The 26018-nt window shown below is 72.6% G+C and carries 27 protein-coding genes; 12 read left to right on the top strand and 15 right to left on the bottom strand.

From position 1 onward, the window contains the following. Nucleotides 1-386: 386 nt before the first annotated feature. Nucleotides 387-764, top strand: a complete 378-nt coding sequence (locus ACF09E_RS27600; RefSeq protein ID WP_392207913.1) for a nuclear transport factor 2 family protein — start codon at nt 387-389, stop codon at nt 762-764. 509 nt (nt 765-1273) lie between these two features. On the opposite strand, the gene ACF09E_RS27605 is transcribed toward ACF09E_RS27600, so the two are convergent. The 3 genes from ACF09E_RS27605 to ACF09E_RS27615 form a co-directional block, all read right to left on the bottom strand. Beyond that, on the bottom strand, nt 1274-2398 hold the full coding sequence (locus ACF09E_RS27605; RefSeq protein ID WP_392207915.1) for a hypothetical protein: 1125 nt from the start codon (nt 2396-2398) through the stop codon (nt 1274-1276). A gap of 145 nt (nt 2399-2543) precedes the next feature. Further along, on the bottom strand, nt 2544-2816 hold the full coding sequence (locus ACF09E_RS27610) for a hypothetical protein (RefSeq protein WP_392207917.1): 273 nt from the start codon (nt 2814-2816) through the stop codon (nt 2544-2546). Further along, nucleotides 2813-3052 (bottom strand): hypothetical protein, encoded by a 240-nt coding sequence (locus ACF09E_RS27615; protein ID WP_392207918.1) that lies wholly within the window; start codon nt 3050-3052, stop codon nt 2813-2815. Before ACF09E_RS27615 ends, ACF09E_RS27610 begins: the two co-directional genes overlap by 4 nt. 166 nt (nt 3053-3218) lie before the next feature. On the opposite strand from ACF09E_RS27615, the gene ACF09E_RS27620 reads away from it, so the two are divergent. Both ACF09E_RS27620 and ACF09E_RS27625 read left to right on the top strand, forming a co-directional pair. Beyond that, complete coding sequence (locus tag ACF09E_RS27620; protein WP_383428313.1) at nt 3219-4019, top strand: Scr1 family TA system antitoxin-like transcriptional regulator; 801 nt, start codon at nt 3219-3221, stop codon at nt 4017-4019. Continuing rightward, on the top strand, nt 4012-4197 hold the full coding sequence (locus tag ACF09E_RS27625) for a DUF397 domain-containing protein (RefSeq protein ID WP_388792981.1): 186 nt from the start codon (nt 4012-4014) through the stop codon (nt 4195-4197). Before ACF09E_RS27620 ends, ACF09E_RS27625 begins: the two co-directional genes overlap by 8 nt. A gap of 1 nt (nt 4198) precedes the next feature. Here ACF09E_RS27625 and ACF09E_RS27630 read toward each other — a convergent pair whose 3' ends face one another. Then, nucleotides 4199-5233: a hypothetical protein gene (locus ACF09E_RS27630; protein ID WP_392207920.1), complete on the bottom strand. Its 1035-nt coding sequence runs from the start codon at nt 5231-5233 to the stop codon at nt 4199-4201. 236 nt (nt 5234-5469) lie between these two features. Here ACF09E_RS27630 and hutH point away from each other — a divergent pair, with 236 nt between their 5' ends. After that, nucleotides 5470-7011: a histidine ammonia-lyase gene (gene hutH / locus ACF09E_RS27635; RefSeq protein ID WP_392208119.1), complete on the top strand. Its 1542-nt coding sequence runs from the start codon at nt 5470-5472 to the stop codon at nt 7009-7011. A 153-nt stretch (nt 7012-7164) separates the two neighbouring features. On the opposite strand, the gene ACF09E_RS27640 is transcribed toward hutH, so the two are convergent. Next, nucleotides 7165-7434 carry an LPXTG cell wall anchor domain-containing protein gene (locus tag ACF09E_RS27640; RefSeq protein ID WP_392207922.1) on the bottom strand — a complete coding sequence of 90 codons (270 nt, stop codon included), beginning with the start codon at nt 7432-7434 and terminating at the stop codon, nt 7165-7167. 111 nt (nt 7435-7545) lie between these two features. Here ACF09E_RS27640 and ACF09E_RS27645 point away from each other — a divergent pair, with 111 nt between their 5' ends. Further along, nucleotides 7546-7887, top strand: coding sequence for a hypothetical protein (locus ACF09E_RS27645; protein ID WP_388792983.1), 342 nt, complete (start codon nt 7546-7548; stop codon nt 7885-7887). A gap of 216 nt (nt 7888-8103) precedes the next feature. Continuing rightward, on the top strand, nt 8104-9369 hold the full coding sequence (locus ACF09E_RS27650; RefSeq protein WP_361846357.1) for an Ig-like domain-containing protein: 1266 nt from the start codon (nt 8104-8106) through the stop codon (nt 9367-9369). 59 nt (nt 9370-9428) lie between these two features. On the opposite strand, the gene ACF09E_RS27655 is transcribed toward ACF09E_RS27650, so the two are convergent. Beyond that, nucleotides 9429-10298 carry a helix-turn-helix domain-containing protein gene (locus tag ACF09E_RS27655; protein WP_392207924.1) on the bottom strand — a complete coding sequence of 290 codons (870 nt, stop codon included), beginning with the start codon at nt 10296-10298 and terminating at the stop codon, nt 9429-9431. A gap of 128 nt (nt 10299-10426) precedes the next feature. Between ACF09E_RS27655 and ACF09E_RS27660 the strand changes: the two genes are divergently transcribed. Continuing rightward, nucleotides 10427-11479 (top strand): NAD(P)-dependent alcohol dehydrogenase, encoded by a 1053-nt coding sequence (locus tag ACF09E_RS27660; protein ID WP_392207926.1) that lies wholly within the window; start codon nt 10427-10429, stop codon nt 11477-11479. 153 nt (nt 11480-11632) lie between these two features. Further along, nucleotides 11633-11989 carry a DUF1330 domain-containing protein gene (locus tag ACF09E_RS27665; RefSeq protein WP_392207928.1) on the top strand — a complete coding sequence of 119 codons (357 nt, stop codon included), beginning with the start codon at nt 11633-11635 and terminating at the stop codon, nt 11987-11989. Here ACF09E_RS27665 and ACF09E_RS27670 read toward each other — a convergent pair. The 4 genes from ACF09E_RS27670 to ACF09E_RS27685 all read right to left on the bottom strand — a co-directional run bounded on the left by ACF09E_RS27670 (nt 11972) and on the right by ACF09E_RS27685 (nt 16498). Then, nucleotides 11972-13732, bottom strand: a complete 1761-nt coding sequence (locus tag ACF09E_RS27670; RefSeq protein WP_392207930.1) for an ABC-F family ATP-binding cassette domain-containing protein — start codon at nt 13730-13732, stop codon at nt 11972-11974. The genes ACF09E_RS27665 and ACF09E_RS27670 overlap by 18 nt on opposite strands. A gap of 155 nt (nt 13733-13887) precedes the next feature. Next, nucleotides 13888-14523, bottom strand: coding sequence for a hypothetical protein (locus ACF09E_RS27675; RefSeq protein WP_392207932.1), 636 nt, complete (start codon nt 14521-14523; stop codon nt 13888-13890). A gap of 52 nt (nt 14524-14575) precedes the next feature. Next, nucleotides 14576-15238, bottom strand: coding sequence for a peptide-methionine (S)-S-oxide reductase MsrA (gene msrA, locus ACF09E_RS27680; protein WP_392207934.1), 663 nt, complete (start codon nt 15236-15238; stop codon nt 14576-14578). A 153-nt stretch (nt 15239-15391) separates the two neighbouring features. After that, nucleotides 15392-16498: a hypothetical protein gene (locus tag ACF09E_RS27685; RefSeq protein WP_361846365.1), complete on the bottom strand. Its 1107-nt coding sequence runs from the start codon at nt 16496-16498 to the stop codon at nt 15392-15394. 72 nt (nt 16499-16570) lie between these two features. On the opposite strand from ACF09E_RS27685, the gene ACF09E_RS27690 reads away from it, so the two are divergent. Beyond that, a complete protein-coding gene (locus ACF09E_RS27690) occupies nt 16571-17725 on the top strand; it encodes a cystathionine gamma-synthase (protein ID WP_361846367.1) in 1155 nt (384 codons plus the stop codon). A 146-nt stretch (nt 17726-17871) separates the two neighbouring features. Here the strand turns inward: ACF09E_RS27690 and ACF09E_RS27695 are convergent, their stop codons facing one another. Genes ACF09E_RS27695 through ACF09E_RS27710 form a run of 4 tightly spaced genes read right to left on the bottom strand, consistent with a single transcriptional unit; the run spans nt 17872 to nt 19453 of the window. Then, complete coding sequence (locus tag ACF09E_RS27695) at nt 17872-18063, bottom strand: DUF1059 domain-containing protein (protein ID WP_361846369.1); 192 nt, start codon at nt 18061-18063, stop codon at nt 17872-17874. A gap of 55 nt (nt 18064-18118) precedes the next feature. Then, complete coding sequence (locus ACF09E_RS27700; protein WP_392207936.1) at nt 18119-18367, bottom strand: hypothetical protein; 249 nt, start codon at nt 18365-18367, stop codon at nt 18119-18121. Further along, on the bottom strand, nt 18364-18846 hold the full coding sequence (locus ACF09E_RS27705) for a sigma factor-like helix-turn-helix DNA-binding protein (RefSeq protein ID WP_388792993.1): 483 nt from the start codon (nt 18844-18846) through the stop codon (nt 18364-18366). The genes ACF09E_RS27700 and ACF09E_RS27705 overlap by 4 nt, the downstream gene beginning before the upstream one ends. Nucleotides 18847-18877: 31 nt before the next feature. Then, nucleotides 18878-19453: a MarR family winged helix-turn-helix transcriptional regulator gene (locus tag ACF09E_RS27710; RefSeq protein ID WP_388792995.1), complete on the bottom strand. Its 576-nt coding sequence runs from the start codon at nt 19451-19453 to the stop codon at nt 18878-18880. Nucleotides 19454-19600: 147 nt separating this feature from the next. On the opposite strand from ACF09E_RS27710, the gene ilvA reads away from it, so the two are divergent. The 3 genes from ilvA to ACF09E_RS27725 all read left to right on the top strand — a co-directional run bounded on the left by ilvA (nt 19601) and on the right by ACF09E_RS27725 (nt 22989). Beyond that, nucleotides 19601-20830: a threonine ammonia-lyase gene (gene ilvA / locus ACF09E_RS27715; RefSeq protein ID WP_361846377.1), complete on the top strand. Its 1230-nt coding sequence runs from the start codon at nt 19601-19603 to the stop codon at nt 20828-20830. A 172-nt stretch (nt 20831-21002) separates the two neighbouring features. Further along, the gene (locus ACF09E_RS27720) at nt 21003-22043 is read left to right on the top strand and encodes an ATP-binding cassette domain-containing protein (protein WP_392207938.1); all 1041 of its coding nucleotides are present in this window, start codon (nt 21003-21005) and stop codon (nt 22041-22043) included. Between the two features lie 154 nt (nt 22044-22197). Continuing rightward, a complete protein-coding gene (locus ACF09E_RS27725; protein WP_392207940.1) occupies nt 22198-22989 on the top strand; it encodes an ABC transporter permease in 792 nt (263 codons plus the stop codon). A gap of 686 nt (nt 22990-23675) precedes the next feature. Here ACF09E_RS27725 and ACF09E_RS27730 read toward each other — a convergent pair. Then, on the bottom strand, nt 23676-26015 hold the full coding sequence (locus tag ACF09E_RS27730) for a protein kinase (RefSeq protein ID WP_392207942.1): 2340 nt from the start codon (nt 26013-26015) through the stop codon (nt 23676-23678). Nucleotides 26016-26018 lie beyond the last annotated feature (3 nt).

The following is a 26018-nucleotide window of genomic DNA, read 5'->3' on the forward strand; positions in this document are numbered from 1 at the left end:
GGCGTGGCCGCGCGTTCAGCCCGGGCAGTGGCCGCTCGACGCGTGCGTCGGACGGCCGGTGGGTGGGGGCTTGGTTAGCGGCGGGGGCGGGTGGGTTTCCGTCGGGTTGGTTCGGGGTGCGCGGTTGTTGAATGGGGTGGCCCGGCGGCGCTCAGCGGGTGACGGTCGTCTTCGGGCTGGGCTTCAGGCCCCGCTGGTCACCCTTGGTGGGTGGTGAGGAGCGGTCGACGAACGTTTCATGCAGATTCATCGCCCGATAAGGGCGATTCGCGCCGAATGGGGCCTAATCCGGGGCCTGTTACCCGGAGTAGTGCGCAGTTTCTCGCCGGCCTCCGCGGTGAATCTGTTGCCGGGCCTCTGTCGGACCGCTGTGGGAAGCTCCGCCGATGGAACCTTCTGAGGTGATCGAGACGCTGTGGGGCCGGATTCAGGAGCGGGACTGGGCGGGTGTCGCCGAGTTGATCGCGGAGGACGTCGTCGTCGAGTGGCCGGTCAGCCTCGAACGCATCATCGGCCGGGAGAACTTCGTCGCGGTGAACCGCGAGTATCCGGAGGGTTGGTCGATCCGGGTGCTCAAGGTGGTGGCCGAGGGCGACCAAGTCGTCTCCGAGGTGGAAGTCCCACACGACGGTCTTGGCGTCTTTCGCGCGGCGTCGTTCTGGACTGTCCGTGACGGGCAGGTCGCCCGTGGGACTGAGTACTGGACGAGCCTGGGAGCCGACCCGCAGCCTGATTGGCGGGCCGCCCTCGTCGAGCCGATGTAAAGCGGCGGGCCCCGCTGGTCACCTCTGATGGGTGGTGGGAACCGGCCGACGAAAGTTTCGTGCACTTTCATCGCCCGAAAAGGGTGATTGGCCCCGAATAGGGCTTAACTCAGGGCCTCTTACTCGGAGTAGTGCGCAGTTTCGTTCGTCTACCCCCACCGGGAGTGATCAGCGGGGCCTGAAGCCCGACCACGCACGACCGCAACCCGCTGAGCCGGACCCCGACCGCCCCATTCAACGACCGCGCACCCCGAACCGGCGGACGGAGTCCCACCGGCCCGCACGGGGAACCAAGCCCCCACCCACCGGCCGGCACACGCAAGCGGCGAGGACCGCTGCCCGAAGCCAGGCGTGGACCCCGGCCCCCGGACCGCCCTCCGAGAGTGTTTTCGCTCCTTCCGGTGGTGGGTCAAGGGTGGCCGAAGGTCATCGCGCAGCGACGCGACGAAGGAGCGCCCTTGACGCACCGCCGGAAGGAGCGACTCTCGGAAAGAGGGCGGTCCCACCCGTCACTCGCGCACCCGGCCCACCCTGAGAGGCTCCCCGAGGCACCCGGCGCAGAAGGTCTCGTCGGCCACCGGCCGGAAGAGCATGGGTTGGGTGTGCCCGTCGCCCGCGCACTCCCGCGTGCCTTCCAGGCGCGACGAGAGCCGGGGGCCGGACGCCGGGGGAGTCGGCGCGGGTCGCGGGAGCGCGCGGGGCGGGATCTCCCGGAGCAGGTACCGCACGAGCCCACCGGGCCGCTGTACGGGAGTTCCCGCGCCGGGCAGCCCGCGCAGGACGTGTTCATGGACATCCGCCGCGCTGTGCCCGGCGGCCAGCCAGGCGGCCGCGAGCCGGGTCAACTCCTCACGCATTCCCGGCGGGATGTGCCGGAGTGCAGGCGAGAGGAGAGGCAGGGCACCCACGAGCGCGCGTGCTTCGTCGACTTGCGCGACCGGTCGCGTCACGCCTGGGACTTCGTCCTCGGGCCGCGTCACGCCCGGGACTTCGTCCTCGGGCCGTGTCACCCCCGCGACTCCGTCGACGGCCTCGGACGACTCCGCCCCGAACTCCGAACTCATCCCCGGCCCACCCGCACCCGCACCCGCACCCGCCCCGCCCCCCGGCGGTTCCGGTTCTGCCTCCTCCTCCACCTCCACCTCCGTCCTCGTAACGGACTCCGGCGGAAGGTCGGAGGTGTAGGCCCTGCGGTCTTTCTCTGGTTGACCGTCGGTCGACGGGCGCACCGGCTGACCGACGGCCGGGACCGCGTTACCCGGTGCCACCTGCGAGTACACCCGCTCGACCCCGCTGTGGGCGGGCATGCGGGCGAAGATCTTGGAGGCTTCCTCGGGCCGTAGCGGGGTGCTGGACACAAGCTGCTGGGTGACCCAGAGCCCGCCGCCCACCTGCACCCGCCGCTCGTGCACGTACCCCTCGGTCCTGAGCTGGCGCTTGGCGGTGATGAAGGAAGTCGCCCCGATCCGGGCGCGTTTGGCGGTCTCCGACAGGGTTTCCCTCGCGTGTGAGGGAAGGGAGAGCTGCCAGGTGAGCAGGCGAGTGGCGTCGGAACCGAGCCGGGGGTGCCTGATGATCTCGTGAGAGAACTGGCTGAAGGCGCGAGAGGGCGCGATAAAGTGCCGATAGATCACGGGTGGACTCTTTTTCCACTGGTGGTTCAGGCCCTCACGACGGGTTCCAGCCGTCGTCGGGGGCCGCTTTGTTGCGAACGTAATGCACGCGCATATGCCGAAACCGACACACCGGGTGAAGATCGCCCGTACGAGTGACGGTCGGTCACCGAACCTGACGGCAGCCCTCCGGTTCCGCGTCTCCGCCGCCCCCGAAGCCCTCGCCCCGCGTGGGCGAGGTGCTGATGACACGTACCGCACCTCGCGGCGTCAGGCTCGCCCGTTCCTCCGGACTCGCCGTCCAGCACTCGTCCGCCGCCGCCTCCCAGAGGTAGCCGCTGGGGCGGGCCAGGGTCAGCAGGTTCCCGTGCACGTACCGCACCCGCCCGGTGAGCGCGCGCTGCGCGTCGGTCACGACGTCGCTGATCCGGTACCTCACGGAGCGTCCCGCCGGGCGTCACGGAGGAGGGCGGTCAGCCGCTTCGCGCCGGTCACGCCGACGACCCCGAGCCCGTACCGGTGGACGTCGCCGCCGGCCGAGCGGGTCACGTCCCGGTAGAGGCCGCTGGTGGAGAGCCCGGCGGTGTCCATGGCGGCCTTGAGGTCCCGGAAGACCTGTGCGGCCTCGGACTCGGAGACGGGGCGGATGGGAGGTGGGGTGGGGGGTGTGCGCATGGAGGGCTCACTTTCTGATGGATCTCCTCCGGACCCCTCTCACGATCGCGCGTGCAGCCCTACGCTCACCAGGAGTTGAGTGCCATTGCGCAGGTGGGGAACGGGGCATATGCCAGGAGCGCAAGATCTGGACCCCGGGGACAGCATCGAGCAGTACCTCGGGAACATGGTTCGCGAGGCACGGCTGGCGCTGGGGCGTGAGTGGACGCAGTCGCGTCTCGCAGCGACGGTCTTCAGTAGCAGTACGCGGATCTCGGAGATCGAGCGCGGTGAGGATCCGCCGGATCGGGAACTGGCGAGAGAGCTGGAAGTCGTCCTTCAGCTCCCGCGCGACTCCTTGGCGAACCTCGTGAAGGTTCTGAGTCGGCAGACCGTTCGCCACTACGCGAAAGTTCTGAGTCGACAGAGCGTCAGAAGCTACGCGAAGACCTACATGCGCCGTCAGCTCGAAGCCGATGCGATCCATGAGTATTCCTTGGGCGTGCCAGGACTGCTCCAGATCGGGGGCTACGCGCGGGGGTTGATGGAACGGGGTGCCGCAGGCAGTCCGGCCGAGATCGACGGCTTCGTCCGAACACGTCTGGAGCGGCAAGTCGTACTCGGGCGACCCGAACCGCCCTGGATGGTGGTCGTGCTGGACGAAGCCGGCCTGCACCGCAAGATCGGCGGCAGTGAGGTGATGCGAGAGCAGATCGAGCACCTGCTCTCCCTGGCTCAGCGTCCGAACGTGAACATTCACGTACTCCCTGCCAAGGCGGCCTCTGTGACGGGGTCCTTCGCGCTCCTCACCCTTCCCGAAGGGAAGCGAGGGGCGTACACGGAGGGGTTCGGCACGGGAAACTACACGGAGGATCACAAAGAAGTGATGCGCTTCCAGCGCGCCTACGATCTTCTGCGGCAGGACGCGCTGGGCCCCAGGGAGTCCATGGAGCTGATGCGCTCCATACGGATGGAGCACGATGACTGAGTCGAACTGGCACAAGAGCACGTACAGCGGCGACAACGACAACTGCATCGAGGTCGCCGACAACGCCCCCGGCGTCATCCGCGTCCGCGACACCAAAGACCGCGCCAGGGGCGAACTCACCGCCACCCCCGCCGCCTGGACCGCCTTCACCGCCTTCGCGCGGACCCGCGCGCTCTGACCTACTGCACGCTCCACCGCGCCGGGTGCCCCGGATCGGCGGGGCAGGCGAAGACGTTCAGCTCGCCGTGGTTGCCGACGACGACCGCGGTCGGCAGGGCCGCCACGCTGGGGTGGAGCCCCTGCTCCTCCAGCGGGGTCCAGCTTCCGCTGCCGCCGTCCCACTCGGACGAGTCGACGGTCAGCAGCAGGTGCATGGGGGTCGCGCAGGTCGCGCAGTCCATCGGGTACGGGTCCGTCTTGTGCCAGGACGCGTACCCGCCGGCCCGCCAGCCGGGCGGGATCGACAGGTCGTACTGGTAGCCGACGGGGTCGGCCCCCTCCTCGCCGTCCTCCCGCTCCTCGGCCTCCTCCTCCAGCGCCTCCTCCCACGCGTCGATCCGTTCGCACAGCTCCTCGGGCAGCAGACCCGCGAACGGGTACGTGACCACCTGCTCCGGGTGCAGCACGCACGGCTCCGGTACGTACCCCTCGTAGCCGACGACCTCCGGAACCGGCGGCGCCGTCAGCGGGTCGGTCACGTCCGCCGCTCTCCGCCGGCGCACGTCCAGGTGCATCCCGTAGCCGGTGGGGCCGTGGGCGTCGAACGGGCACCAGAAGACCTGGAGCAGGTCGGTGCCGTCCGGCCCCGCCGGCAGGTCCGGGACGTCCTTCGCGTACAGCTGCGCCAGGCCGATCATCGGCACCGGGTCGGTCTCGCCCGCCCCCGTCACCCGGTGCTCGCGCTCCAGTTCCCCGACGATGCGCCGTTCCTCCTCCGTCAGGCCCTCGTACGGCGTCCGCGCGTGCGCCGCGGCCATGACCTCGCGCCCGCGGCGGATGTCCGCGGGCCGCCGCCCGCGCCCGCGTTCGTGGGCCTCCGTGCACACCGGCCACGGTTCGTCCGCGGGCCACAGCACCGGCCCGCCGACCGAGCTGTCCGACACGCCGGGACGTCCCGGCCGCGGGTGCAGACGGGTGGTCGTGCCCCGGTGCGCGGCCAGCTCGGGGAAGAGCGCTTCGACGTCGAGCGGGCGCGGCGGCGTGGTTCTCGTCATGGAGTGACCCTAGGGGGGCTTCCTCCGGGCCCCTCCACGGCGTCCCCCGGCGTCGCCTCCCGTGCCGTCGTCGCCCCCGGGCGGCAGACTGGGACCCGGCCGGTGATCACCGGCCGGGCAGCCCCGGTCCATGCTGTCGGCCCTCACGGTTCCGTAAGGGTTCGCCCCCCGCCGGGCCGGTGACAGTTCCCCTAGTGACAGGTCGGTCTTCAATCCGTAGGGTGCTGAATATGGATATGCAGACAGTCGTCCTCGGCACGTCCGGCACGACCCCGCAGGACGTCATCGACGTCGCCCGCCACGGCGCCCGCGTCGAGCTGTCGCCCGAGGCCGTGGAGGCCCTGGCCGCCGCCCGCAACATCGTCGACGCGCTCGCCGCCAAGCCCGAGCCCGTCTACGGGGTCTCCACCGGCTTCGGCGCCCTCGCCACCCGGCACATCGGCCACGACCTCCGCGCCCAGCTCCAGCGCAACATCGTCCGCTCGCACGCCGCCGGCATGGGCCCGCGCGTCGAGCGCGAGGTCGTCCGCGCCCTGATGTTCCTGCGGCTCAAGACCGTCGCCTCCGGTCACACCGGGGTCCGCCCCGAGGTCGCCCAGACCATGGCGGACGTCCTCAACGCCGGCATCACCCCGGTCGTGCACGAGTACGGCTCCCTCGGCTGCTCCGGCGACCTCGCGCCGCTCTCCCACTGCGCGCTCGCGCTCATGGGCGAAGGCGACGCCGAGGGCCCCGACGGCGAGCTGCGGCCGGCCGGCGAACTGCTCGCCGCCCACGGCATCACCCCCGTCGAGCTCAAGGAGAAGGAGGGTCTCGCCCTCCTCAACGGCACCGACGGCATGCTCGGCATGCTGATCATGGCCCTCGCCGACCTCGACACCCTCTACAAGTCGGCCGACATCACCGCCGCGCTCTCCCTCGAAGCCCTCCTCGGCACCCAGAAGGTCCTCGAACCCGAGCTGCATGCCATCCGCCCGCACCCGGGCCAGGCCGCCTCCGCCGCCAACATGCTCGCCGTGCTCAAGGGCTCCGAGCTCACCGGCCACTTCCAGAGCGGCGAGGCCCCCCGCGTCCAGGACGCCTACTCGGTGCGCTGCGCCCCCCAGGTCGCCGGCGCCGGCCGCGACACCATGGCCCACGCCCTGCTCGTCGCCGAGCGCGAGCTGGCCGCCGCCGTCGACAACCCGGTGGTCCTCCCCGACGGCCAGGTCCGCTCCAACGGCAACTTCCACGGCGCCCCCGTCGCGTACGTCCTCGACTTCCTCGCCATCGCCGCCGCCGACCTCGGCTCCATCGCCGAGCGCCGCACCGACCGGCTCCTCGACAAGAACCGCTCGCACGGCCTGCCGCCCTTCCTCGCCGACGACGCCGGCGTCGACTCGGGCCTGATGATCGCCCAGTACACCCAGGCCGCCCTGGTCAGCGAGATGAAGCGGCTCGCCGTCCCGGCCTCCGCCGACTCCATCCCGTCCTCCGCCATGCAGGAGGACCACGTCTCCATGGGCTGGTCCGCCGCCCGCAAGCTGCGCACCGCGATCGGCAACCTGAACCGGATCATCGCCGTCGAGCTGTACGCCGCCACCCGCGGCATCGAGCTCCGCCACGGACTGTCCCCGGCCCCCGCCTCCGCCGCGGCCATCGAGGCGCTGCGCGCGGCGGGCGTCGAGGGCCCCGGCCCGGACCGGTTCCTCGCCCCCGACCTGGCCGCCGCCGACGCCTTCGTCCGCGAGGGCCGCCTGGTCGCCGCGGTCGAGCCGGTCACCGGACCGCTCGCCTAGGCGAGGAGTCCGGAGCCGGTCACCGGACCGCTCGCCCAGGCGAGGAATCCGGGACCGGTCACCGGACCGGGCGCCCAGGCGAGGAGTCCCGCACACGACGCGAGGGCCCGCCCCGTACTGCCCGGGGCGGGCCCTCGCGCGCTGCGCGTGCGGTCAGGACGTCCGGTCGCGGCGGTGCATCGCCAGCGCCACGAACCCCGCCCCGACACCGAGGAAGCCCGTACCGCCGAGCAGATAGGACGTGGTGTTCCGGTCGCCGGTCTCGGCGAGGCGCCCGCCGTCCCCGGCGGGGCCGTCCTGGGTCACCCCGATCCTCATCCCGCCGCGGTCGTCGGTGGCGTTGGCGGACGGAACGAACCACAAGGCGCACAGCAGCATGCCCGCGGCGGTCGCGGTCAGCAGTGGTCGGCGGGCGGCGGACACGGAAATTTCGATCCCCCTTGCGGAAACCGCGAATTGGTCGGTGCGCCGATGCTAATGAACACAGCGGGTCGTGGGAAAGCCGGGAGGCCCCGGGCGCCTACGCTCCGACCCATGAGCACTTCTGACGCACCGCGCTATGTACGCCTTCGGGTCGATGTGGTCCTGGAGGTCGACGGCCCGGCCGAGTTGGCCGCGGCGGCCGAGGCCCGGATCGACGCCGACCCCTTCATGCCCGAGGAGGAGCGGGTCCCCGCCCGCGCCGCCGCGAACGAGGACAGCGCGGAGGCCCTCGCCCACCTCGTCGAGCCCTTCGACCTGATCCGCGACGTCCCCGGCATCGAGATGGTCCAGGCCTCCTGGAGCAGTGAGGAGATCGAGTACGACCCCGATGCGCTGGAGTGGGATCTCGGCGAGGAAGATGGGCAGGAGGAAGACGACGACGACCGGTCGTAGGACCGGTATCCGACCTGTTCGCGGGCCCCGGGACGCCGTCCCGGGGCCCGTGGTGCGAGAGCGGCGCGACAGGTGACGGGGGCCACTGGGGCTCCGGGAACCGAGGGGGACCCACGTGCGTGTGGATCAGTGGTCTTCCCCACAAACGCACCGCTTCCGGAACCGGACGGGGTGTCATGGGCGTTCATACAAGAAGTTGGCAGGGAACCGGCGACGATGGAGAAGCGTGTGATGACGGACGGCAAGCGCCGCCGCAGGAGCCTGGCCGCCGCGGCCGCCGTGCTCAGCGGTGTGCTGGTGCTCTCGGCGTGCAGCGACGAGGACAAGGGCGCATCCGGCTCGGCGACGCCACAGTCACAGGCCCAGGTCGACGAGGCGGCCGCGCAGAAGACCTCCAAGGCGAAGATCACGATCTCGCCTAAGAACGGCGCGCAGAACGCCTCCATCAACAACGACGCCAAGGTCTCCGTCACCGAGGGCAAGCTCACCGAGGTCGTCATGACCTCCGCCGAGGGCAAGGCCGTCGAGGGTGAGATAGCCGCCGACGGCCTGAGCTGGAAGCCGAGCGGCCAGCTGGAGCGCGCGATGGTCTACAAGATCGCCGCGACCGCCACGGACGCGGAGGGCCTGGAGGCGCACGAGAACTCCTCGTTCACCACGGTCTCCAAGGCCAACAGCTTCATCGGCAACTTCACGCCGGAGGACGGCTCGACCGTCGGCGTCGGCATGCCGGTCTCGATCAACTTCAACAAGGCGATCACCGACAAGAAGGCCGTCCAGGACGGCATCACGGTGACCTCCAGCACCGGCCAGGAGGTCGTGGGGCACTGGTTCGACGGCACCCGCCTCGACTTCCGCCCGGACGACTACTGGACCGAGGGCTCGACCGTCACCCTCAAGCTCGACCTCGACGGCGTCGAGGGCGCGGACGGCGTCTTCGGCGTCCAGCAGAAGACCGTCACCTTCAAGATCGGCCGCAACCAGGTCTCCACCGTCGACGTCGCCACCAAGACCATGACGGTCACCCAGGACGGCAAGACGATCAAGACCATCCCGATCTCCGCCGGCTCCCCGGAGAACCCGACCTACAACGGTCAGATGGTGATCTCCGAGAAGTTCAAGGAGACCCGGATGAACGGCGCGACCGTCGGCTTCACCGACGACGACGGCAAGGGCGAGTACGACATCAAGGACGTGCCGCACGCCATGCGGCTGTCCACCTCGGGCACCTTCATCCACGGCAACTACTGGGGCCCCGACTCGATCTTCGGCTCGGCCAACACCAGCCACGGCTGCGTCGGCCTCAACGACGTCAAGGGCGCCGGCGACCCGAACCAGCAGGCCGCCTGGCTCTACGACCACTCGATCGTCGGCGACGTCGTGATCGTCAAGAACTCCAAGGACAAGACGATCTCCCCCAGCAACGGCCTCAACGGCTGGAACATGAGCTGGGCGGACTGGAAGGCCGGCTCCGCAGCCTGATCCTCCCCGGACGCACAAGGAAGGGCCCCCTCCGCCAGGAGCAGGAGGGGGCCCTTCCGTCACGACAGCGTGTCCGCCGGTTCGTCCACGCCCCACTGCGACAGCAGCCGCAGCGCGTCCGCCGACGCCGAGCCCGGCTCCGCCTGGTACGTGATGAGGACCAGATCCGGATCCCCGCCCGCCACCTGCATGCTCTCGTACGACAGCGTCATCTCGCCCACCAGCGGATGCCGCAGCACCTTCGTCCCGTGTCCCTTGTCCGCGACGGTGTGCGCCGCCCACAGCGAGCGGAACGCCTCGCTGCGCACCGACAGCTCGCCCACCAGCGCCAGCAGCGCCGGATCGTCCGGGTAGCAGCCCGCGTACAACCGCAGCACGCTCACCACCTCGGTCGCCTTGCACTCCCAGTCCCGGTACAGATCGTGCGAGTTGGGCCCGAGGAACACCAGCCGGGCCACATTGCGCTCCGCCGGCTCCATCGCCTCGAAATCGCCCATCAGCGCCCGCGCCATCCGGTTCCAGGCCAGCACGTCGAGACGCCGGCCCACCACGAACGCCGGGACGTCCACCATCGCGTCCAGCAGGTGCCGCAGCCCCGGCCGCACCTGCTGCGGCCGCGCGATCGCCGCCCGGTGCTGCTTCTTCTTCGCCGTCGGCTTCGCCAGATGCGTCAGACGCGCCCGCTCCGTGTCGCTCAGCCGCAGCGCCCGCGCGATCGAGTCCAGGACCTCCATGGACACGTTGCGGCCGTTGCCCTGTTCGAGCCGGGTGTAGTAAGCCACCGACACCCCGGCCAGCTGCGCCAGCTCCTCGCGGCGCAGCCCCGGCACCCGGCGATGGCGCCCGAACTCCGGCAGACCCACGTCCTCCGGCTTCAGCCGGGCCCGGCGCGAGCGCAGGAATTCGCTGAGTTCGGCACTGAGGTCCATGCGTCCCGATTATCCCAGGTCATGCGTCCCGGCGGACGTCTGTTCCTGTCCCTGCCAGTGGTAGGCACGCTGGACGTAGGCAGAACAGGGGGCTGGGTGACGACGCCGCCGCGGCGCAGGCTGGAGCCATGACCACGAACGCGACCACCGTCCCCGCGTACGCCGCACCCGCCGCCGACGCCCCCCTGGAGCGCACCACGGTGCCGCGCCGGCCGGTCGGCGAGCACGACGTCCTCATCGAGATCAAGTACGCCGGGATCTGCCACTCCGACATCCACCAGGCCCGCAACGGCTGGGGCGAGGGCATCTTCCCGATGGTCCCCGGCCACGAGATCGCCGGCAGCGTCACCGAGGTCGGCCCCGGCGTCAGCAGGTTCCAGGTCGGCGACCGGGTCGGCGTCGGCTGCTTCGTCGACTCCTGCCGTGAATGCGCCTACTGCCTCCAGGGCCTGGAGCAGTACTGCGTCACCGGCGGGACCGGCACGTACAACGCCCTCGACAAGGACGGCGAGCCCACCTACGGCGGCTACTCCAGCCACATCGTCGTCGACGAGAACTACACCCTGCGCATCCCCGAGGGCATCGACCTCGACGAGGCCGCGCCGCTGCTCTGCGCCGGCATCACGCTCTACTCGCCGCTCGCCCACTGGAAGGCCGGCCCCGGGAAGAAGGTCGCGATCGTCGGCCTCGGCGGCCTCGGCCACATGGGCGTCAAGATCGCCCACGCCCTCGGCGCCGAGGTGACCGTCCTCAGCCAGTCCCTGAAGAAGCAGGAGGACGGGCTGAAGCTGGGCGCCGACCACTACTACGCCACCAGCGACCCGGCGACCTTCACCGAGCTGGCCGGCAGCTTCGACCTGGTGATCTCCACGGTCTCCGCGCCGCTGGACTTCAACGCCTACCTGAGCCTGGTCAGGACCGACGGCGCCCTCGTCAACGTCGGCGCCCCCGAGGAGCCCGTCTCCGTCAACCTCTTCTCCCTCATCGGAGGCCGCAAGACCCTCGCGGGCTCCATGATCGGCAGCATCGGCGAGACGCAGGAGATGCTCGACTTCTGCGCCGAGCACGGCCTCGGGGCGGAGATCGAGGTGATCCGCGCCGAGCAGATCAACGAGGCGTACGAGCGGGTGCTCGCGAGCGACGTCCGCTACCGCTTCGTGATCGACGCGTCGACGATCTGACGGCCGCGGGCGCGTACGGCACCCGCGCAGGACGCCTGTGCCTGAGCAGGGGCCCGCGTTCACGGCCGCCGGAAGCACCGCGCGCCGCGCGTCGCCGGGGCATGACCTGCGGGGTAATCGACCCCGCGGGGCATGCCCCGGCACTCTTGCGTCATGACCGCATACGCCATCGGAAACCTGCACCCGAAGCCCGTCCTCGACGAGGAGGTCTTCACCTACATCGAGCGCGTCCAGAGCACCCTGGACCCCTTCGGAGGCCGCTTCCTCGTCCACGGTGCACCCGCCCGCGAGGTGCGCGAGGGCGACTGGCCGGGCGCCCTCGTCATCATCGGCTTCCCCTCCTACGACGACGCCCGCGCCTGGTACGACTCCGCCGCCTACCAGGCCCTCATACCGCTCCGCACCCGCCACATGGCCGGCGACATCCTGCTGATCGACGGCGTCGCCGACGGGTACGACCCGGCGGCGACGGCCGCTGCGATGCGGGCCGCGTCAGGCGACCAGGCCTGAGCGGAGCTCCAGCCGCCGGCCGCCGAAACCCGCCCGGAAACGCTCGTCGTGGGAGACCGCGACCACCGCGCCCGGGAAGGCGGCCAGGGCCGCCTCCAGGTCCTCCACCAGGGACAGCGCCAGATGGTTGGTCGGCTCGTCCAGGACCAGCAGATCGACCGGCCGGGTCACCAGCCGGGCCAGCTCCAGCCGGCGCTGCTGGCCCACCGAGAGCCGCGCCACCGGCACGGACAGGTCCTCCTCCCGGAAGAGCCCGAGGGCGAGCAGCTCCGCCGCGTGCTCCTCGGGCGGACCGGGGCGCCCTTCCGCGTACGCCGTGAGCAGCGGCTCCGGCGACGGCACGGCGGGCAGCTCCTGGCGCAGCCGGCCGACCAGGCCCGAACGGCCGACCGTCCCGCGATCGGGACGCAGGTCCCCGGCGAGGACCCGGAGCAGGGTCGTCTTGCCGGCGCCGTTGGGCCCGGAGACGAGCAGCCGGTCCCCGGCCGAGACCCGCAGGGCGTCGATCCGCAGCCGCTCGCCGACGGCGACGTCGAGGAGCTCGACGAGCGGCCGGGCGACGGGCGGCCGGGAGACGTGCGCCCCGGCGCCCAGCGACCCGTCGACGCGCGCCCCGGCGCCCAGCGATCCGGCGTCGAACGGCCCGGTGCCGCACGGCCCGGCGCCCAGCGGCCCGGTGCCGGACCCTCCCTCGGCGGCGGTGGGGGCCGCCGTCGCGATCCGGGCCGTGAACCGCAGGGGTTCCGGTGGCGCCGGGACCGGGGACCTCCGCAGCTGCTCCAGTCTGACCCGGGCAGCCCTGACCTGGCCCGACAGCTTGTTCTCGTGCGAGCGGCGGTGCTTGCCGAAGCCCTGCCCCGGGTCCTTCCCCGCCCCCGCGAGCCGCTGCCCGGCCGCCGCCACCAGCTCCTCGGTACGGGCCAGCTCCTCCCGCCACTCCTCGTGCTCCCGCACCCGGCGGCGACGGTCCGCGGCCTTCGCCGCGCGGTAGCCGGACCAGCCGTCGCCGTACCGGGTCACCGTGCGGGTGTCCCGGTCGACCTCCAGGATCGTGGTCGCCATGCCCTCCAGGAACGCCCGGTCGTGGGTGACCGCGACCACGGTGCCGCGGTGGGTGCGCAGCCGTTCCTCCAGCCAGCCGGCGGCCGCCCGGTCGAGGTGGTTGGTCGGCTCGTCGAGGAGCAGCAGCTCGGCGCCCGAGGCGAGGACGCAGGCGAGGGCGAGCCGGGACTGCTCGCCGCCGGAGAGCGTGCCGAGGCGCCGCCCGTACGGCACGTGACCGAGGCCGAGGCCGTGCAGGGCGGCGTCCACCCGGGCGTCGGCCTGGTAGCCGCCGCGCTCCTCGTAGCGGGCGGCGAGTTCCCCGTACGCGAGGAGCTCCGCGGGTGTCGCGGAGCCGAGCGTCTCCTCGGCGGCCCGCATCCCCCGTTCCATGGAACGGAGTTCGGCGAGGGCCGCGTCGACGGCGTCCCGCACGGTGTGCTCGGGCCCGAGGCCGAGGGTCTCGGCGAGCGTCTGGGCGAGACGGGCGACGCCGCCGGGGAAGCGGACGGTCACCTCGCCGGTGTCGGGCGCCTCGGCCCCGGCCAGGAGCCGGAGCAGGGTGGACTTGCCGGAGCCGTTCTCCCCGATGACGGCGGCCTTCTCGCCCGGCCGGACGGTGAGCGTGAGCTGGTCGAGGACGGAGCGGTCCCCGTAGGACTTGGAGACGTCTTTCAGGGTCGACTGGGCGCGGTCGCGCATGGGATCTCTCTCTGGGTGCTGGGGGCGTTCGGGCCGCGAAGGGAACACCGGGACCACCACTGCCGCGCCCCGGGGGCGGCGGATCAGCGGGTCGGACCGTGTCCTCGGCCGGAATCAGAGAAAGAAGTAGAAGGCACCCATGGGGGCGAGTGTAGCTACCGGGGGTGCGGGCCCGCCCCCGCTTGTGCGGCGTACTCCAGGAGCGTGGCGAAGCGCAGCCAGGGGAGGAGGGCCACGTTCAGCGGGGCGAAGCCGGGGGTGAGGTGCCGCCGGATGTCGGCGACGACGTCACCCGGCGCGTCCGGGTCGTCGACCTGTCCGAGCGCCCCGAGATACGCCGCCGCGCAGGCGTCGAGCCGGCCGTGGAGGTCCGCCAGCCTGCCCCGGGGGTCCATGGACGGATCGGGGCGGGGGACGGCGAGGAACGCGGCGCGGCGGTCCGCCACGGCGGCGACGAGCCCCAGCCGCGAGGGTCCGGCCCCGCCCGGCCAGCGGGGCCGCCAGGGCGGCGCGAGGGGATCGTCGCTCCGGGGCACCCGCACCCCCGCGGCCTTCTCCACGCGGCGGCGGGCCGCGAAGACCGCGATCTCCTCGATCCTCGCCGCCCGGCTCGTCTCCAGGAGGGCGAGCGCGCGCAGCTGGGCGGCCGTGTCCCGCCGGAGATCCGGCGCGGGCACGGCCGTCGCGGCCAGATAGGCCCAGGTCGCGTGGAATCCGAGCGGCCCGTACTCACCGACGGCGCACCGCAGCGCCCGGTAGCGGCGCGGGGCGGCTACCCGCTCGTCGCGCACCCGTCGTGCGTAGGTCCCGAAACCCATCCGGCGAAGCCCGGTCCCCGGACCGTCAGCCGTCGGTCTTCGCGACGCCGATCGGGCAGGACACGCCCGTGCCGCCGATGCCGCAGTAGCCCCCGGGATTCTTGTCGAGGTACTGCTGGTGGTACCCCTCCGCCGGATAGAACGGGCGGCCCTCCGCCGGGAGGATCTCCGTGGTGATCGTGCCGTGGCCCGAGCCCGTGAGGACCCGCTGGTAGGTCGCCCGGGAGGCCTCGGCGGCCGCCGCCTGGGCGGGGGAGTGGGGGTAGAGGGCCGAGCGGTACTGGGTGCCCACGTCGTTGCCCTGGCGGAAGCCCTGCGTCGGGTCGTGCGACTCCCAGAAGAGCTTCAGGAGGGACTCGTACGAGACCCGCGACGGGTCGAAGACGACCCGGACGACCTCGGTGTGACCGGTCAGGCCCGAGCAGACCTCCTCGTAGGCCGGGTTCGGCGTGGAGCCGCCCTGGTAGCCGACGAGGGTGGTCCAGACGCCGTCGGTCTGCCAGAACCTCCGCTCGGCGCCCCAGAAGCAGCCGAGGGCGAAGTCGGCGACCTCCAGGCCCTCCGGGTACGGGCCGACGAGCGGGTTGCCGAGGACGGTGTGGCGCTCGGGAACGGTGAACTCCGGCTCGGGACGGCCGCGCAGGGCCTGCTCGGGAGTGGGGAGGACGGGGGTGCGGGACAGGAACATGCTGCATCTCTCCTCGACGGTCGGCAGTGCGCACAACGCCGACGGGCGGGGAGGGATTCCCCGGGAGATTCCCGCAAGGCCCTCCCCGCACGCAAAGCCGCACCCGGCTACTCGTAAGCCGCGCCCGCCTGCCGCCAGGTCACCGCGCCCAGGTCACCGCGGCAGCGTCGCCGGGTTGCCGCCGTTCGCCTCGTACCCCGCCACCGCCAGGTTCCGGAAGACCGTGAACTCCGCCGCCGGATCCCCGCTCAGCGTCCACGGCACCGAGCCCACGTGCCCGTCGACCTTCACCAGCTGGTGCATCGCCTCCGCCCAGCGCTCACCGCGCACCAGGAACCAGACGAGCAGATGGCGGACGTGCGCCAGCATCGGGTCGTCGGGCCGGGCCGAGTGCACCGCGTACAGGGCGCCGTCCATCGCCTTCGACACCACGGCCGTACGGAAGAAGTCCTGCACGAGCACCACGTCCGGCACGTGCTCGTAGACCGCGAACAGCGGGAGCGCCGACAGCAGCGAACCCCGCGGGGCGCGCGCCGCGGCCGTCGTCGCGAAGTGGTCGGCCTCCTCGCGCGAACCGTGCCACTTCTCGCACCAGTAGTGCAGCGCCGCGAGGTGGGCGCCCATGTGCTGCGGCGCCCGGTCGATGACCCGCGCCCACACCTGGTCGAACTCCTCGTGGCTGTAGCCCAGACCGCGGGCCACGGCCAGCTGCGTGATGTACGGGACCGGGTCGCCCGGGGCGAGCAGCGCGGCCTCCTCGGTGACCTTCCGCCCCTCCTCCAGGATGATCCGGAAGTCCTCGGTCCCGGCCGCCGAGGAACGCCAGGCCTGCTGCACCAGGAACTCGCCGTGCACGGCCGCGCCGCCCGCGTCCTTCGGGGCCTCCGCCCGCCAGGTCCGCAGCCAGGCGCCGCCGACGCCCGGCCGTTCCTGGAGTTCGAGCGACGCGGCGCCCGCGAACGCCTGGACGCGCTGCCAGCGGACCTCGCCGTCCTTGTCGGTGGCCGCCAGCAGCCGCGACGCGGCCCGCCAGTCCTGGGTGGCCTGGACGACGTCCAGCACGTGCAGCAGCTCGTCGTCCGCGCCCGGAAGCCGCACGTCCTGGTCCTCCTGACGCACGAATCCGTACGCCTCCGGATCCGCCGCGTCCGGTGCGCCCGGCGCGACCTGGCGGATCCCGCCACCGCGGCGGCGCAGCAGGTAGGGGCCGAGGACGCCGAACAGCAGGCCCAGGGCGATCAGGAACCAGAGAATCTCCATGTGTCCATTGTCCAGGACGCACGATGAGACGATCGCGGCACCGGGGGCCGCTCGGGACTACGCTCCTGACACATGAGCGACCAGCACTCTCACCAGAGCTTCGAGACCCGCGCGATCCACGCGGGCAACACCGCCGACCCGCTGACCGGCGCGGTCGTCCCGCCCATCTACCAGGTGTCCACCTACAAGCAGGACGGCGTGGGCGGGCTGCGCGGCGGTTACGAGTACAGCCGCAGCGCCAACCCCACCCGCACCGCGCTGGAGGAGAACCTGGCGGCCCTGGAGGGCGGCCGCCGCGGACTCGCCTTCGCCTCGGGCCTGGCCGCCGAGGACTGCCTGCTGCGCGCGCTCCTCGCGCCCGGCGACCACGTGGTCATCCCGAACGACGCCTACGGCGGCACCTTCCGGCTCTTCGCCAAGGTCGTGCAGCGCTGGGGCGTCGACTTCTCCGTCGCGAACACCTCCGACGTCGAGGCGGTGCGCGCCGCGGTCAACGAGCGCACCAAGCTGATCTGGGTCGAGACGCCGTCCAACCCGCTGCTCGGCATCACCGACATCGAGGCGATCGCGGGCGTCGCCCGCCAGGCCGGCGTGAAGCTCGTCGTCGACAACACCTTCGCGTCGCCCTACCTCCAGCAGCCGCTGGCGCTCGGTGCGGACGTCGTCGTGCACTCCCTCACCAAGTACATGGGCGGCCACTCGGACGTCGTCGGCGGCGCGCTCGTGACGGCCGACGAGGCGCTCGGCGAGGAGCTCGCGTATCACCAGAACGCGATGGGAGCGGTCGCCGGCCCCTTCGACTCGTGGATCGTGCTCCGCGGCATCAAGACCCTCGCGGTCCGCATGGACCGGCACAGCGAGAACGCCGAGAAGATCGTCGAGATGCTGGTCCAGCACCCGAAGGTCACCCAGGTCCTCTACCCGGGCCTGCCGGAGCACCCGGGGCACGAGGTCGCCGCCAAGCAGATGCGTTCCTTCGGCGGCATGATCTCGTTCCGCGTGGAGGGCGGCGAGGAGGCGGCCGTCGAGGTCTGCAACCGCGCCCAGCTCTTCACCCTCGGTGAGTCCCTCGGCGGCGTCGAGTCCCTCATCGAGCACCCGGGCCGGATGACCCACGCGAGCGTCGCGGGCTCCGCCCTGGAGGTCCCCGCCGACCTCGTCCGCCTCTCCGTGGGCATCGAGAACGTCGACGACCTGCTCGCCGACCTGCGCCAGGCGCTGGGCTAGTCGCAGCGGACCGGGCGGCGCGGGTCAGGCAGGATCCGGAAGAGACGGCCTGGTCGCCGCGGGCCGGGCGGACGCTCCCACCGCGGGAGTGCCCGCCCGGCCCGTGGCACGGCCGCGCCGCCCGTCCGGTGTCCCGGGGCGGCGGGTCAGGTGCCGGGCAGCGGGTCCTTCATCGAGGCCCGGATCTCCTCGCGGAGCTCGGGACTGTCCGTGTGCTCGTGCACCGAGACCACGTGCTGGACGGCGGCCCGTACGAGCTCCTCCTCCTCGCCCGACATGTAGAGCGAGCAGCCGGACACACTCGGGGTGTCCCGGCAGTCGGTTGCTTTCCTGGCCATGACGACCTCCTGACGGGCCTGCGGACAGGCCCCTCCTTCCAGGCTAGGACCGTCGTCACAGGCCGTCGAACGGCGGCGTGGTCTCCGCCGGTGCCTCCCAGGGCTGGGCCGCCGACGCCCACAGCACGAAGGCGAGCACCGCGAGCGCGAAGAGCGTCCACGCGGTCCGGCGGGCCGCCCGGTGCCGCCGCAGGAGCCGGGCTCCGCGCTCCGCGGCCTCGGCGGCGAGGTCTCCCGGGACCGGCGGATGCGGGGTGTCGAGCAGTCGCCGGACCGCCGCCTCCTTGTCCTCGTGGCGGCTCACGCGGCGCTCCTCCCGCCGGGCGTCCCCGCCCCGCCCCGGGCCGCCCGCAGCGCGGCCACCGCCCGGGCGTGGACCGCCCGCACCCGGGCCTCCGGCAGCCCGAGGAGGGCCGCCACCTGCTCCTCGGCGACCCCCTCGTACAGCCGGAGGACGACGACGAGCCGTTCCTGCGGAGGGAGCGCGGAGAGCACCCCGCCCCGGCCGCCGTGGTGCCGCCAGGCGGTGCGCGCGAACCGGGCGGCGAGCTCGCGCCGGGTCAGGTCGTACGGATCCTCGTCCCGCAGCCGGTCCCACACGGCGAAGGTGTGGGCGAGGGCGGCGGTCAGCAGTGCGCGGGCGTGCGGGTTGCGGGTGCGGGTCTCGGCGGTGAGCAGCGTCGCGGCGTGCAGCAGCCGGCCCGCCGCCCCGGCCACGAACGCGTCGAACTCCCGGGCGCGGTGGGCGCGTTCGGCCCGGTGTCCGGCGCGCTGCTCTCGCACGTCCTCATCTGAGGACAGCGCGGGAGCGGGGTCAAGAGGTCTGCGCGGACTCGCTCGACGCCCCGGCCGGGTCCCCCGCCTCCGCCGCGGGCGCCGGCGGCGCCGCGGACTCCGCGACCGGTCCGCCCGCGTGCGCCGACTGCCGTGCGGACAGGGCGGTGTTGAAGCGGGTGAGGAGGGTGCAGAAGGACTCCCGCTCGTCCGGCGTCCAGCCCTCGGTGACCTCCACCATCAGCTGGCGGCGCGAGGAGCGGACCTCCTCCAGGCGGGCGAGGCCGCGCGGGGACAGCTGGAGCACGACCGCGCGCCCGTCCTCCGGGTGCGAGGTGCGCTTCACCAGGCCCGTGTCGACGAGCGGGGCGACCTGGCGGGTGACCGTCGACGAGTCGATGCCCATGCCCGCCGCCAGGGCCTTGACGCCCATCGGGCCTTCCTGGTCCAGGCGGTTGAGAAGCAGATAGGCGGCGCGGTCCATCGAGTTGCGGAGCTGCCCGGTACCGCCGAGACGGGTCTGCTCGGCCCGGCGGGCGAAGACGGCCACCTGGTGCTGGAGGGCATCGAGGAGACCGGGGTCGAACTCAGTCGTCATGTCCTGAGATGTGGGCATGGCTGTGGGTCTCTCTCGTGCGGGGGTGGTCGGTGTGGGGGACAGAGTACGCGGCCCCGGGGAGGTCCGTACCGGGCCTGCGCAAACCCGCTCGACCCCCTGGTGGCCGGGCGGCCACCAGGGCCGTGAGCTGCGAGACTTGCTGTCATGAGCTTCCGTACGCCAGACCCCTTGCACCGGCTGATGCTCGACGACGTACGGGGGGCGCAGAAGATGCTGTCCGGGGTGGCCCGGACGACCGCGATGGAGGGCAGCCGCCATCTGTCGTCGCTGGTGGGGGCGCCCGTGCACCTCAAGTGCGAGAACCTGCAGCGGACCGGTTCCTTCAAACTGCGCGGGGCGTACGTGCGGATCGCCGGGCTGCGCCCGGAGGAGCGGGCGGCGGGCGTCGTCGCGGCCTCGGCGGGCAACCACGCGCAGGGTGTGGCGCTCGCCTCACATCTGCTCGGGGTCCGTGCGACCGTCTTCATGCCCGTCGGGGCGCCGCTGCCCAAGGTCGCCGCGACCCGGGAGTACGGGGCCGACGTCCGGCTGCACGGGCACGTCGTGGACGAGACGCTCGCGGCCGCCGAGCGGTACGCGCGGGAGACCGGGGCCGTCTTCATCCACCCCTTCGACCACCCCGACATCATCGTGGGGCAGGGCACGGTGGGCCTGGAGATCCTGGAGCAGTGCCCGGAGGTGCGGACCATCCTGGTGGGCGTCGGCGGCGGCGGTCTGGCCGCCGGCATCGGGCTCGCGGTGAAGTCCCTGCGCCCGGACGTGCGGGTGATCGGAGTGCAGGCCGAGGGGGCCGCCGCCTACCCGCCCTCGCTGGCCGCCGGACACCCCGTGGTGGTGGAGTCGCCGGTGACGATGGCGGACGGCATCAAGGTGGGACGGCCCGGCGACGTGCCGTTCGCGCTGGTCCGGGAGTACGTCGACGAGGTCCGCACGGTCTCCGAGGACGCCCTCTCCTCGGCGCTGCTGCTCTGCCTGGAGCGGGCCAAGCTGGTCGTCGAACCGGCCGGCGCCAGTCCGGTCGCGGCGCTCCTCAGCGACCCGAAGTCGTTCCGGGGGCCGGTGGTGGCGGTGCTGTCCGGCGGCAACGTGGACCCGCTGCTGCTCCAGCGGATCCTGCGGCACGGCATGTCCGCGGGGGGCCGCTACCTGAGTCTGCGCCTGCGGGTCACGGACCGGCCGGGAGTCCTCGCGACCCTCCTCGCGGTGCTCACCGTCGCCGACGCGAACGTCCTGGACGTCGGCCACGTGCGCACCGATCCGCGGCTGGGCCTGACCGAGGTGGAGGTCGAGCTGCACCTGGAGACGAAGGGCCCCGAGCACTGCGTCGAGGTGGCGGACGCGCTGCGGGAGGCGGGGTACACGGTCCTGGACTGAGGTGCGCCCCGCCGGGGGCCGGGGCCGGCGCACGGCGCCCGACCGGAAACCCCACCTGCCCCATGATCATGTGGGCCGGGTCACATATTCACTGGGCGGGGCGGCCCCGGCGACCCTAGGATCGGTGGGAAACGACCGGATTCAACCTCCGTTTCCCCCTGGGAGTACCCCCATGCCAGGAGCGATCTACGCCGAGGGTCTCGTGAAGACCTTCGGCGACGTACGAGCCCTGGACGGCGTGGACCTCGACGTCCCCGAAGGAACCGTCCTGGGCCTCCTCGGCCCGAACGGCGCGGGGAAGACGACCGCCGTGCGCGTGCTGACCACCCTCCTCCAGCCCGACAGCGGCCGTGCCGTCGTGGCCGGGATCGACGTCCTCAAGGACCCCGACGAGGTGCGCCGCAGGATCGGGCTCTCCGGCCAGTTCGCCGCCGTCGACGAGTACCTGACCGGCCGGGAGAACCTCCAGATGGTCGGGCAGCTCTACCAGATGAAGGCGAAGGACGCGAAGGTGCGGGCCGAGGAGCTCCTGGAGCGCTTCAACCTCGCCGACGCCGCCGACCGCACCGCGAAGACGTACTCCGGCGGCATGCGCCGCCGGCTCGACCTCGCCGCGGCCCTCGTCGTGTCCCCGCCGGTCATGTTCATGGACGAGCCGACCACCGGCCTCGACCCGCGCAACCGGCAGAGCCTGTGGGAGGTCATCAAGGAGCTCGTGGCGGGCGGCACGACCCTGCTGCTCACCACGCAGTACCTGGAGGAGGCCGACCACCTCGCCCACGACATCTGTGTGGTCGACCACGGCAGGGTCATCGCCCGCGGCACCTCCGACCAGCTCAAGGCGCAGACGGGCGGCGAGCGGATCGAGGTCGTCGTCCACACGGCGGGGATGATCGGCGACGCCCGGCAGGTCCTCGCACGCCACGGCATCGGGGACGCCGGCCGCGGCGAGGTGTCCGTGGAGGAGCACACCCGCAAGCTGACGGTCCCCGTCGCCGGCGGCGCGAAGCTGCTCGCCGAGGTCATCCGCGAGCTGGACGCCGCGGGCGTCGAGATCGACGACATCGGACTGCGCCGCCCCACCCTCGACGACGTCTTCATCTCCCTCACCGGCCACGCGGCGGAGCGGGAGGCCGAGGAGAACGGCGGGCCGGCCGGGAAGTCCCGGCCGGGCGGACGCGACGGCAAGCGCGTGAAGGGGGCGGCCGAGTGAGCACCCTGAACGACTCCCTGGTCATCGCCCGCAGGAACCTGATCAGGATGTCCCGGATTCCCGACCTTGTTCCCTCGGTTGGGTTTCGCAACCTCTCAGGAGTCCGCGCTGAACTGGGCAAAGGCGAGCTGACGAGTCAGAAGAGGTGGGCGGCATGAGCGTGGTGAGTGACTCGCTGGTCATCGCACGACGGAATGTGATCCGACTGACCCGGATTCCCGAGATGTTGGTGTTCGGGGTCATCCAGCCCGTCATGTTCGTGGTGCTGTTCAGCTACGTCTTCGGCGGCTCGATGATGATCGGAGGATCGACCAGCGCCAGTGACTACCGGAACTTCCTGATGGCCGGCATCTTCGCGCAGACGGTCACGTTCGCCACGGCCGGAGCCGGCGCCGGCATCGCCGACGACATGAGCAAGGGTCTGATCGATCGCTTCCGCTCCCTCCCGATGGCCCGAGGCGCGGTTCTCACCGGCCGCACCCTCGCGGACCTCGCTCAGACCGCACTGACCCTCGTGGTCCTCGCGATCGTCGCCCTCCTGGTCGGCTGGCGCATCCATGAAGGCATCCCCAAGGCACTCGGCGCGTTCGCGCTGCTCCTCCTCCTCGGTTACGCCTTCTCCTGGATCGGGGCGCTGATCGGCCTGTCGGTCCGCACGCCCGAGGCGGCCACGTCCGGCGGACTGATCTGGCTGTTCCCGGTCACGTTCATCTCCAACGCCTTCGTGCCCACGGAGAACATGGCGGGCTGGCTCCAGCCGATCGCCGAGTGGAATCCGTTCAGCGCGACGGTGCAGGCATGCCGCGAGCTCTTCGGCAACCCCGGCGTCTCCACCTCCGACGCGTGGCCGATGCAGCACCCGGTCTGGGCGTCGTTGATCTGGTCGGTGCTGATCATCGCGGTCTTCCGGACACTGTCGGTTCGGAAGTACCGCAACGCGGTGTGAGATCAAGAGCACGGCCAAGAGGTGCTCGGTCCGGGCAGGATGACCGAGCACCTCTTGCCGGCTAGGCCTCCGGTGCCATCCGGGGGAGCCGCCTGCTCCTGCTGCCCTGGATGCTCACCGGCAGAAGGTGGTGTACTTCGGGGACTCCACGGGGCCCCACGTCACCCTCCCGTTGTACGTCGCCGAGGCGTAGGTCTTGACGGCGACGCATGTATTCAGTGTCCCGCTCGTGGTCACAGTTCCGGCGTTGATCGACTTGCAGGTGGATGCGAACACCGTGTCCGGGCCGTAGGGGTGCTGACTCGGATCTCCGCGAGATGCTCGACCGTGTGGGGAGCTCCACTGAGGGACGGCAGCTACGAGCCGACCCTGATGTGATGCCGTTGTGCCTGTCAACGGCGCGAATCGGCTGAAGGAACAGCAGCTGGAAATGGGCCTGCGGGGAGAGAGGCCCTGATCTGCGCTGATCACCGTGGTTCCCCGAAGGCCGGGCTGACATTGCCGCGGGGCCGAGTAGGCCGGGCGGGTTAGAGACTTCGGCTCCCGTGCTGCCCCCGGAGGAGGGGAGAGGCCGACCGAAACCCTCCTGATCCGGGGGCGCGCGAACGGCTGAGCGCGCGCACGACCCCCGTCGCCGGCGGCTCCATCCCTTCCGGGGCGGAGCCGTCCGCGCGTCTCCGGGACCGTCAGGGCAGGTACCCGGAGACGACGAGCCCGTCGGGGAGGGCGAGGAAGACCGAGCCCCCGGCGGCCAGCGCTTCCCCGGTGGCCTGTGCGTCGAAGTCGTCCGGCACGTTGGCCTCGAAGCGCTCGAAGTCGTCGTCGTCCGCGGGGCCGGCCGCGGGCAGGGAGACCACCTCGAACTTCCCCACCGTGATCACCCGGTCGCCCGCGAAGTAGACCCGCTGCGGATCGCCCTGGAGCATCATCGGCAGCAGCGACCAGCGCTTCCGGCCGCTCCGCAGGTCGTACGCGCTCACCGTCTGCCCGGTCGCGACCGCCACCAGGCCGTCCGCGTTCACGGCGGGGCCCGCCGTCACCCCGGAGCCCAGGGACCGCAGGCGCTTGAGCGACCCGGCGTCGAGCACGGTCACCGAACCGTCCGGCGTGCCCGAGCAGAGCACGCTGCCGCTCCTCTCGTGCACGGTGACCCGCTGGCAGCCCTCCGCCCCGCGCGCCGCCACCTCGCCGGTCCGCCCGTCGAGCGCCACCGGCACGGTCCCCAGGGTGACGTAGAGCCGTCCGCCCGCCGCCACCGGCTGCTCGGGGAAGCCGTCGAGCTCCGAGCGCCACAGCTCGTGTCCCACGTCCTGCCCGCTCCCGCCCAGCCGCACGGCCGTCACGAGACCGCCGCCCGTCCCGTCGGAGTCCCCCTCGGCCGCCATGTTCACGTAGGAGACGTACAGGACGCCGTCGGCCAGGTCCGAACCCTTGGGCGCCCACGCGGCACCGGGGCCGGGGAGCGTGCCCAGCCTCCGGCCGTTCCGGAGGCCGTACGCGACGATCCCCGAGGCCCCCGCGACGTACACCCGGTCGCCGACGACCGCCGGGTACTGCGCGGCGGACGGCACCCCCATGACGCTGTCGCGTGCCGGGACCGACCACAGCTCACGGCCGTCCGCCGCGCTCAGCCCCACGAGCGCGCCGCCGGAGCCCGCGCAGACCAGCACGTTCGGGGAGAGGGCGCAGCCGCCGTCGGTGGCCTTCGTCCGCACCATCCAGGGCGACCAGCCCGCCGGCCGGTGCCCCCGGTCGGTCGCCGCCGCGCCGAAGTCGCCGGTCCGGCCCTCCCCGCCGTACGGCAGGACGACCCGGCTCAGCGTCGCCGGGCCCGCGTCGGCCGTCGCGCTCGCACCGGGGGAGGGACTGTCCGCGACGGTGGGCCCCGCCGTCCCGCCGCCCGCCCCGCCGTCCCGGTCCACCAGCGCCACCCCGGCCGCCGCGACGACGGCCAGCGCCACCGCACCGGCCACGACCGCGCCCCGGCGCCGGCGGCGCGGCTCCCCGGGCGCGTCGGGCGGGGCGGCCGCCGGACGGTCCGGGACGGCCGTCGGGGAGTAGGGCACCGCGGGCCCGAGCGTCGGGAGGTCCGCGACGCCCGCCCCCGAGGCCGCCGCCTCGCCGGCCGCCCGCGCCGCCTCCCCGTACTCGGCGAGCAGCGAGAGGACCCCGCCGGGCCAGGGGAAGGCCCCGGCGTCCGCCCCGCCGCCCAGCAGCGACGCCAGCTCGGCCGCCGTCGGCCGCTCCGCCGGGTCGAGCCGCAGGCAGCGCCCCACCACCGGCCGCAGCTCCTCCGGCACGCGGGACAGGTCGGCGTCGGCCCGGATGATCCGGAAGACCACCGCGGCCATCTCGTCGTCCTGGAAGGGGCCCCGGCCGCTCGCCGCGAACGCCAGGACCGCGCCCAGGCAGAACACGTCCGACGCGGGCACCACGGCCCGGCTGCCCGCCAGGTGCTCCGGCGACATGAACCCGGGGGAGCCCACGACCAGCCCGGTCGAGGTCAGCGCCGTCGCCTCGAAGGCCTGCGCGATGCCGAAGTCGATGAGCCGGGGCCCGGTCCTCCCGAGCAGGACGTTCGCCGGCTTGAGGTCGCGGTGCAGGACCTTCACCCCGTGGACCGCGGCCAGGGCGGAGGCGAGGGCGGACCCCAGCGTCCGGACCGTCGCGACCGGCAGCGCCCCCGAGCGGACGACGGCCTCCGCGAGCGAGGGGCCCGGCACGTACTCCGTCGCCAGCCACGGCGAGGCCGCGTCGGGATCCGCGTCCACCAGCCGGGCCACCCCCGGCCCGTCGACCGTCCGGGCCGCCGCGATCTCCCGCCGGAACCGGGTCCGGAAGTCCTCGTCGACCTCCAGGTCGCCCCGCACGGTCTTCACCGCGATCATCCGCTGCGGATCCGCCGTCGGCGCGTCCGCCCGGCACGCCAGGTGGACCTCGCCCATGCCGCCCGCCCCGAGCCGGGCGAGCAGCCGGTAGGGGCCGACGAGCCGCGGGGGCCGGTCCGCGGGAAGCGCTTCCAGCACGGG

The organism is Streptomyces sp. NPDC014891, assembly GCF_043081085.1.
In the GTDB taxonomy this organism is placed as follows: domain Bacteria; phylum Actinomycetota; class Actinomycetes; order Streptomycetales; family Streptomycetaceae; genus Streptomyces.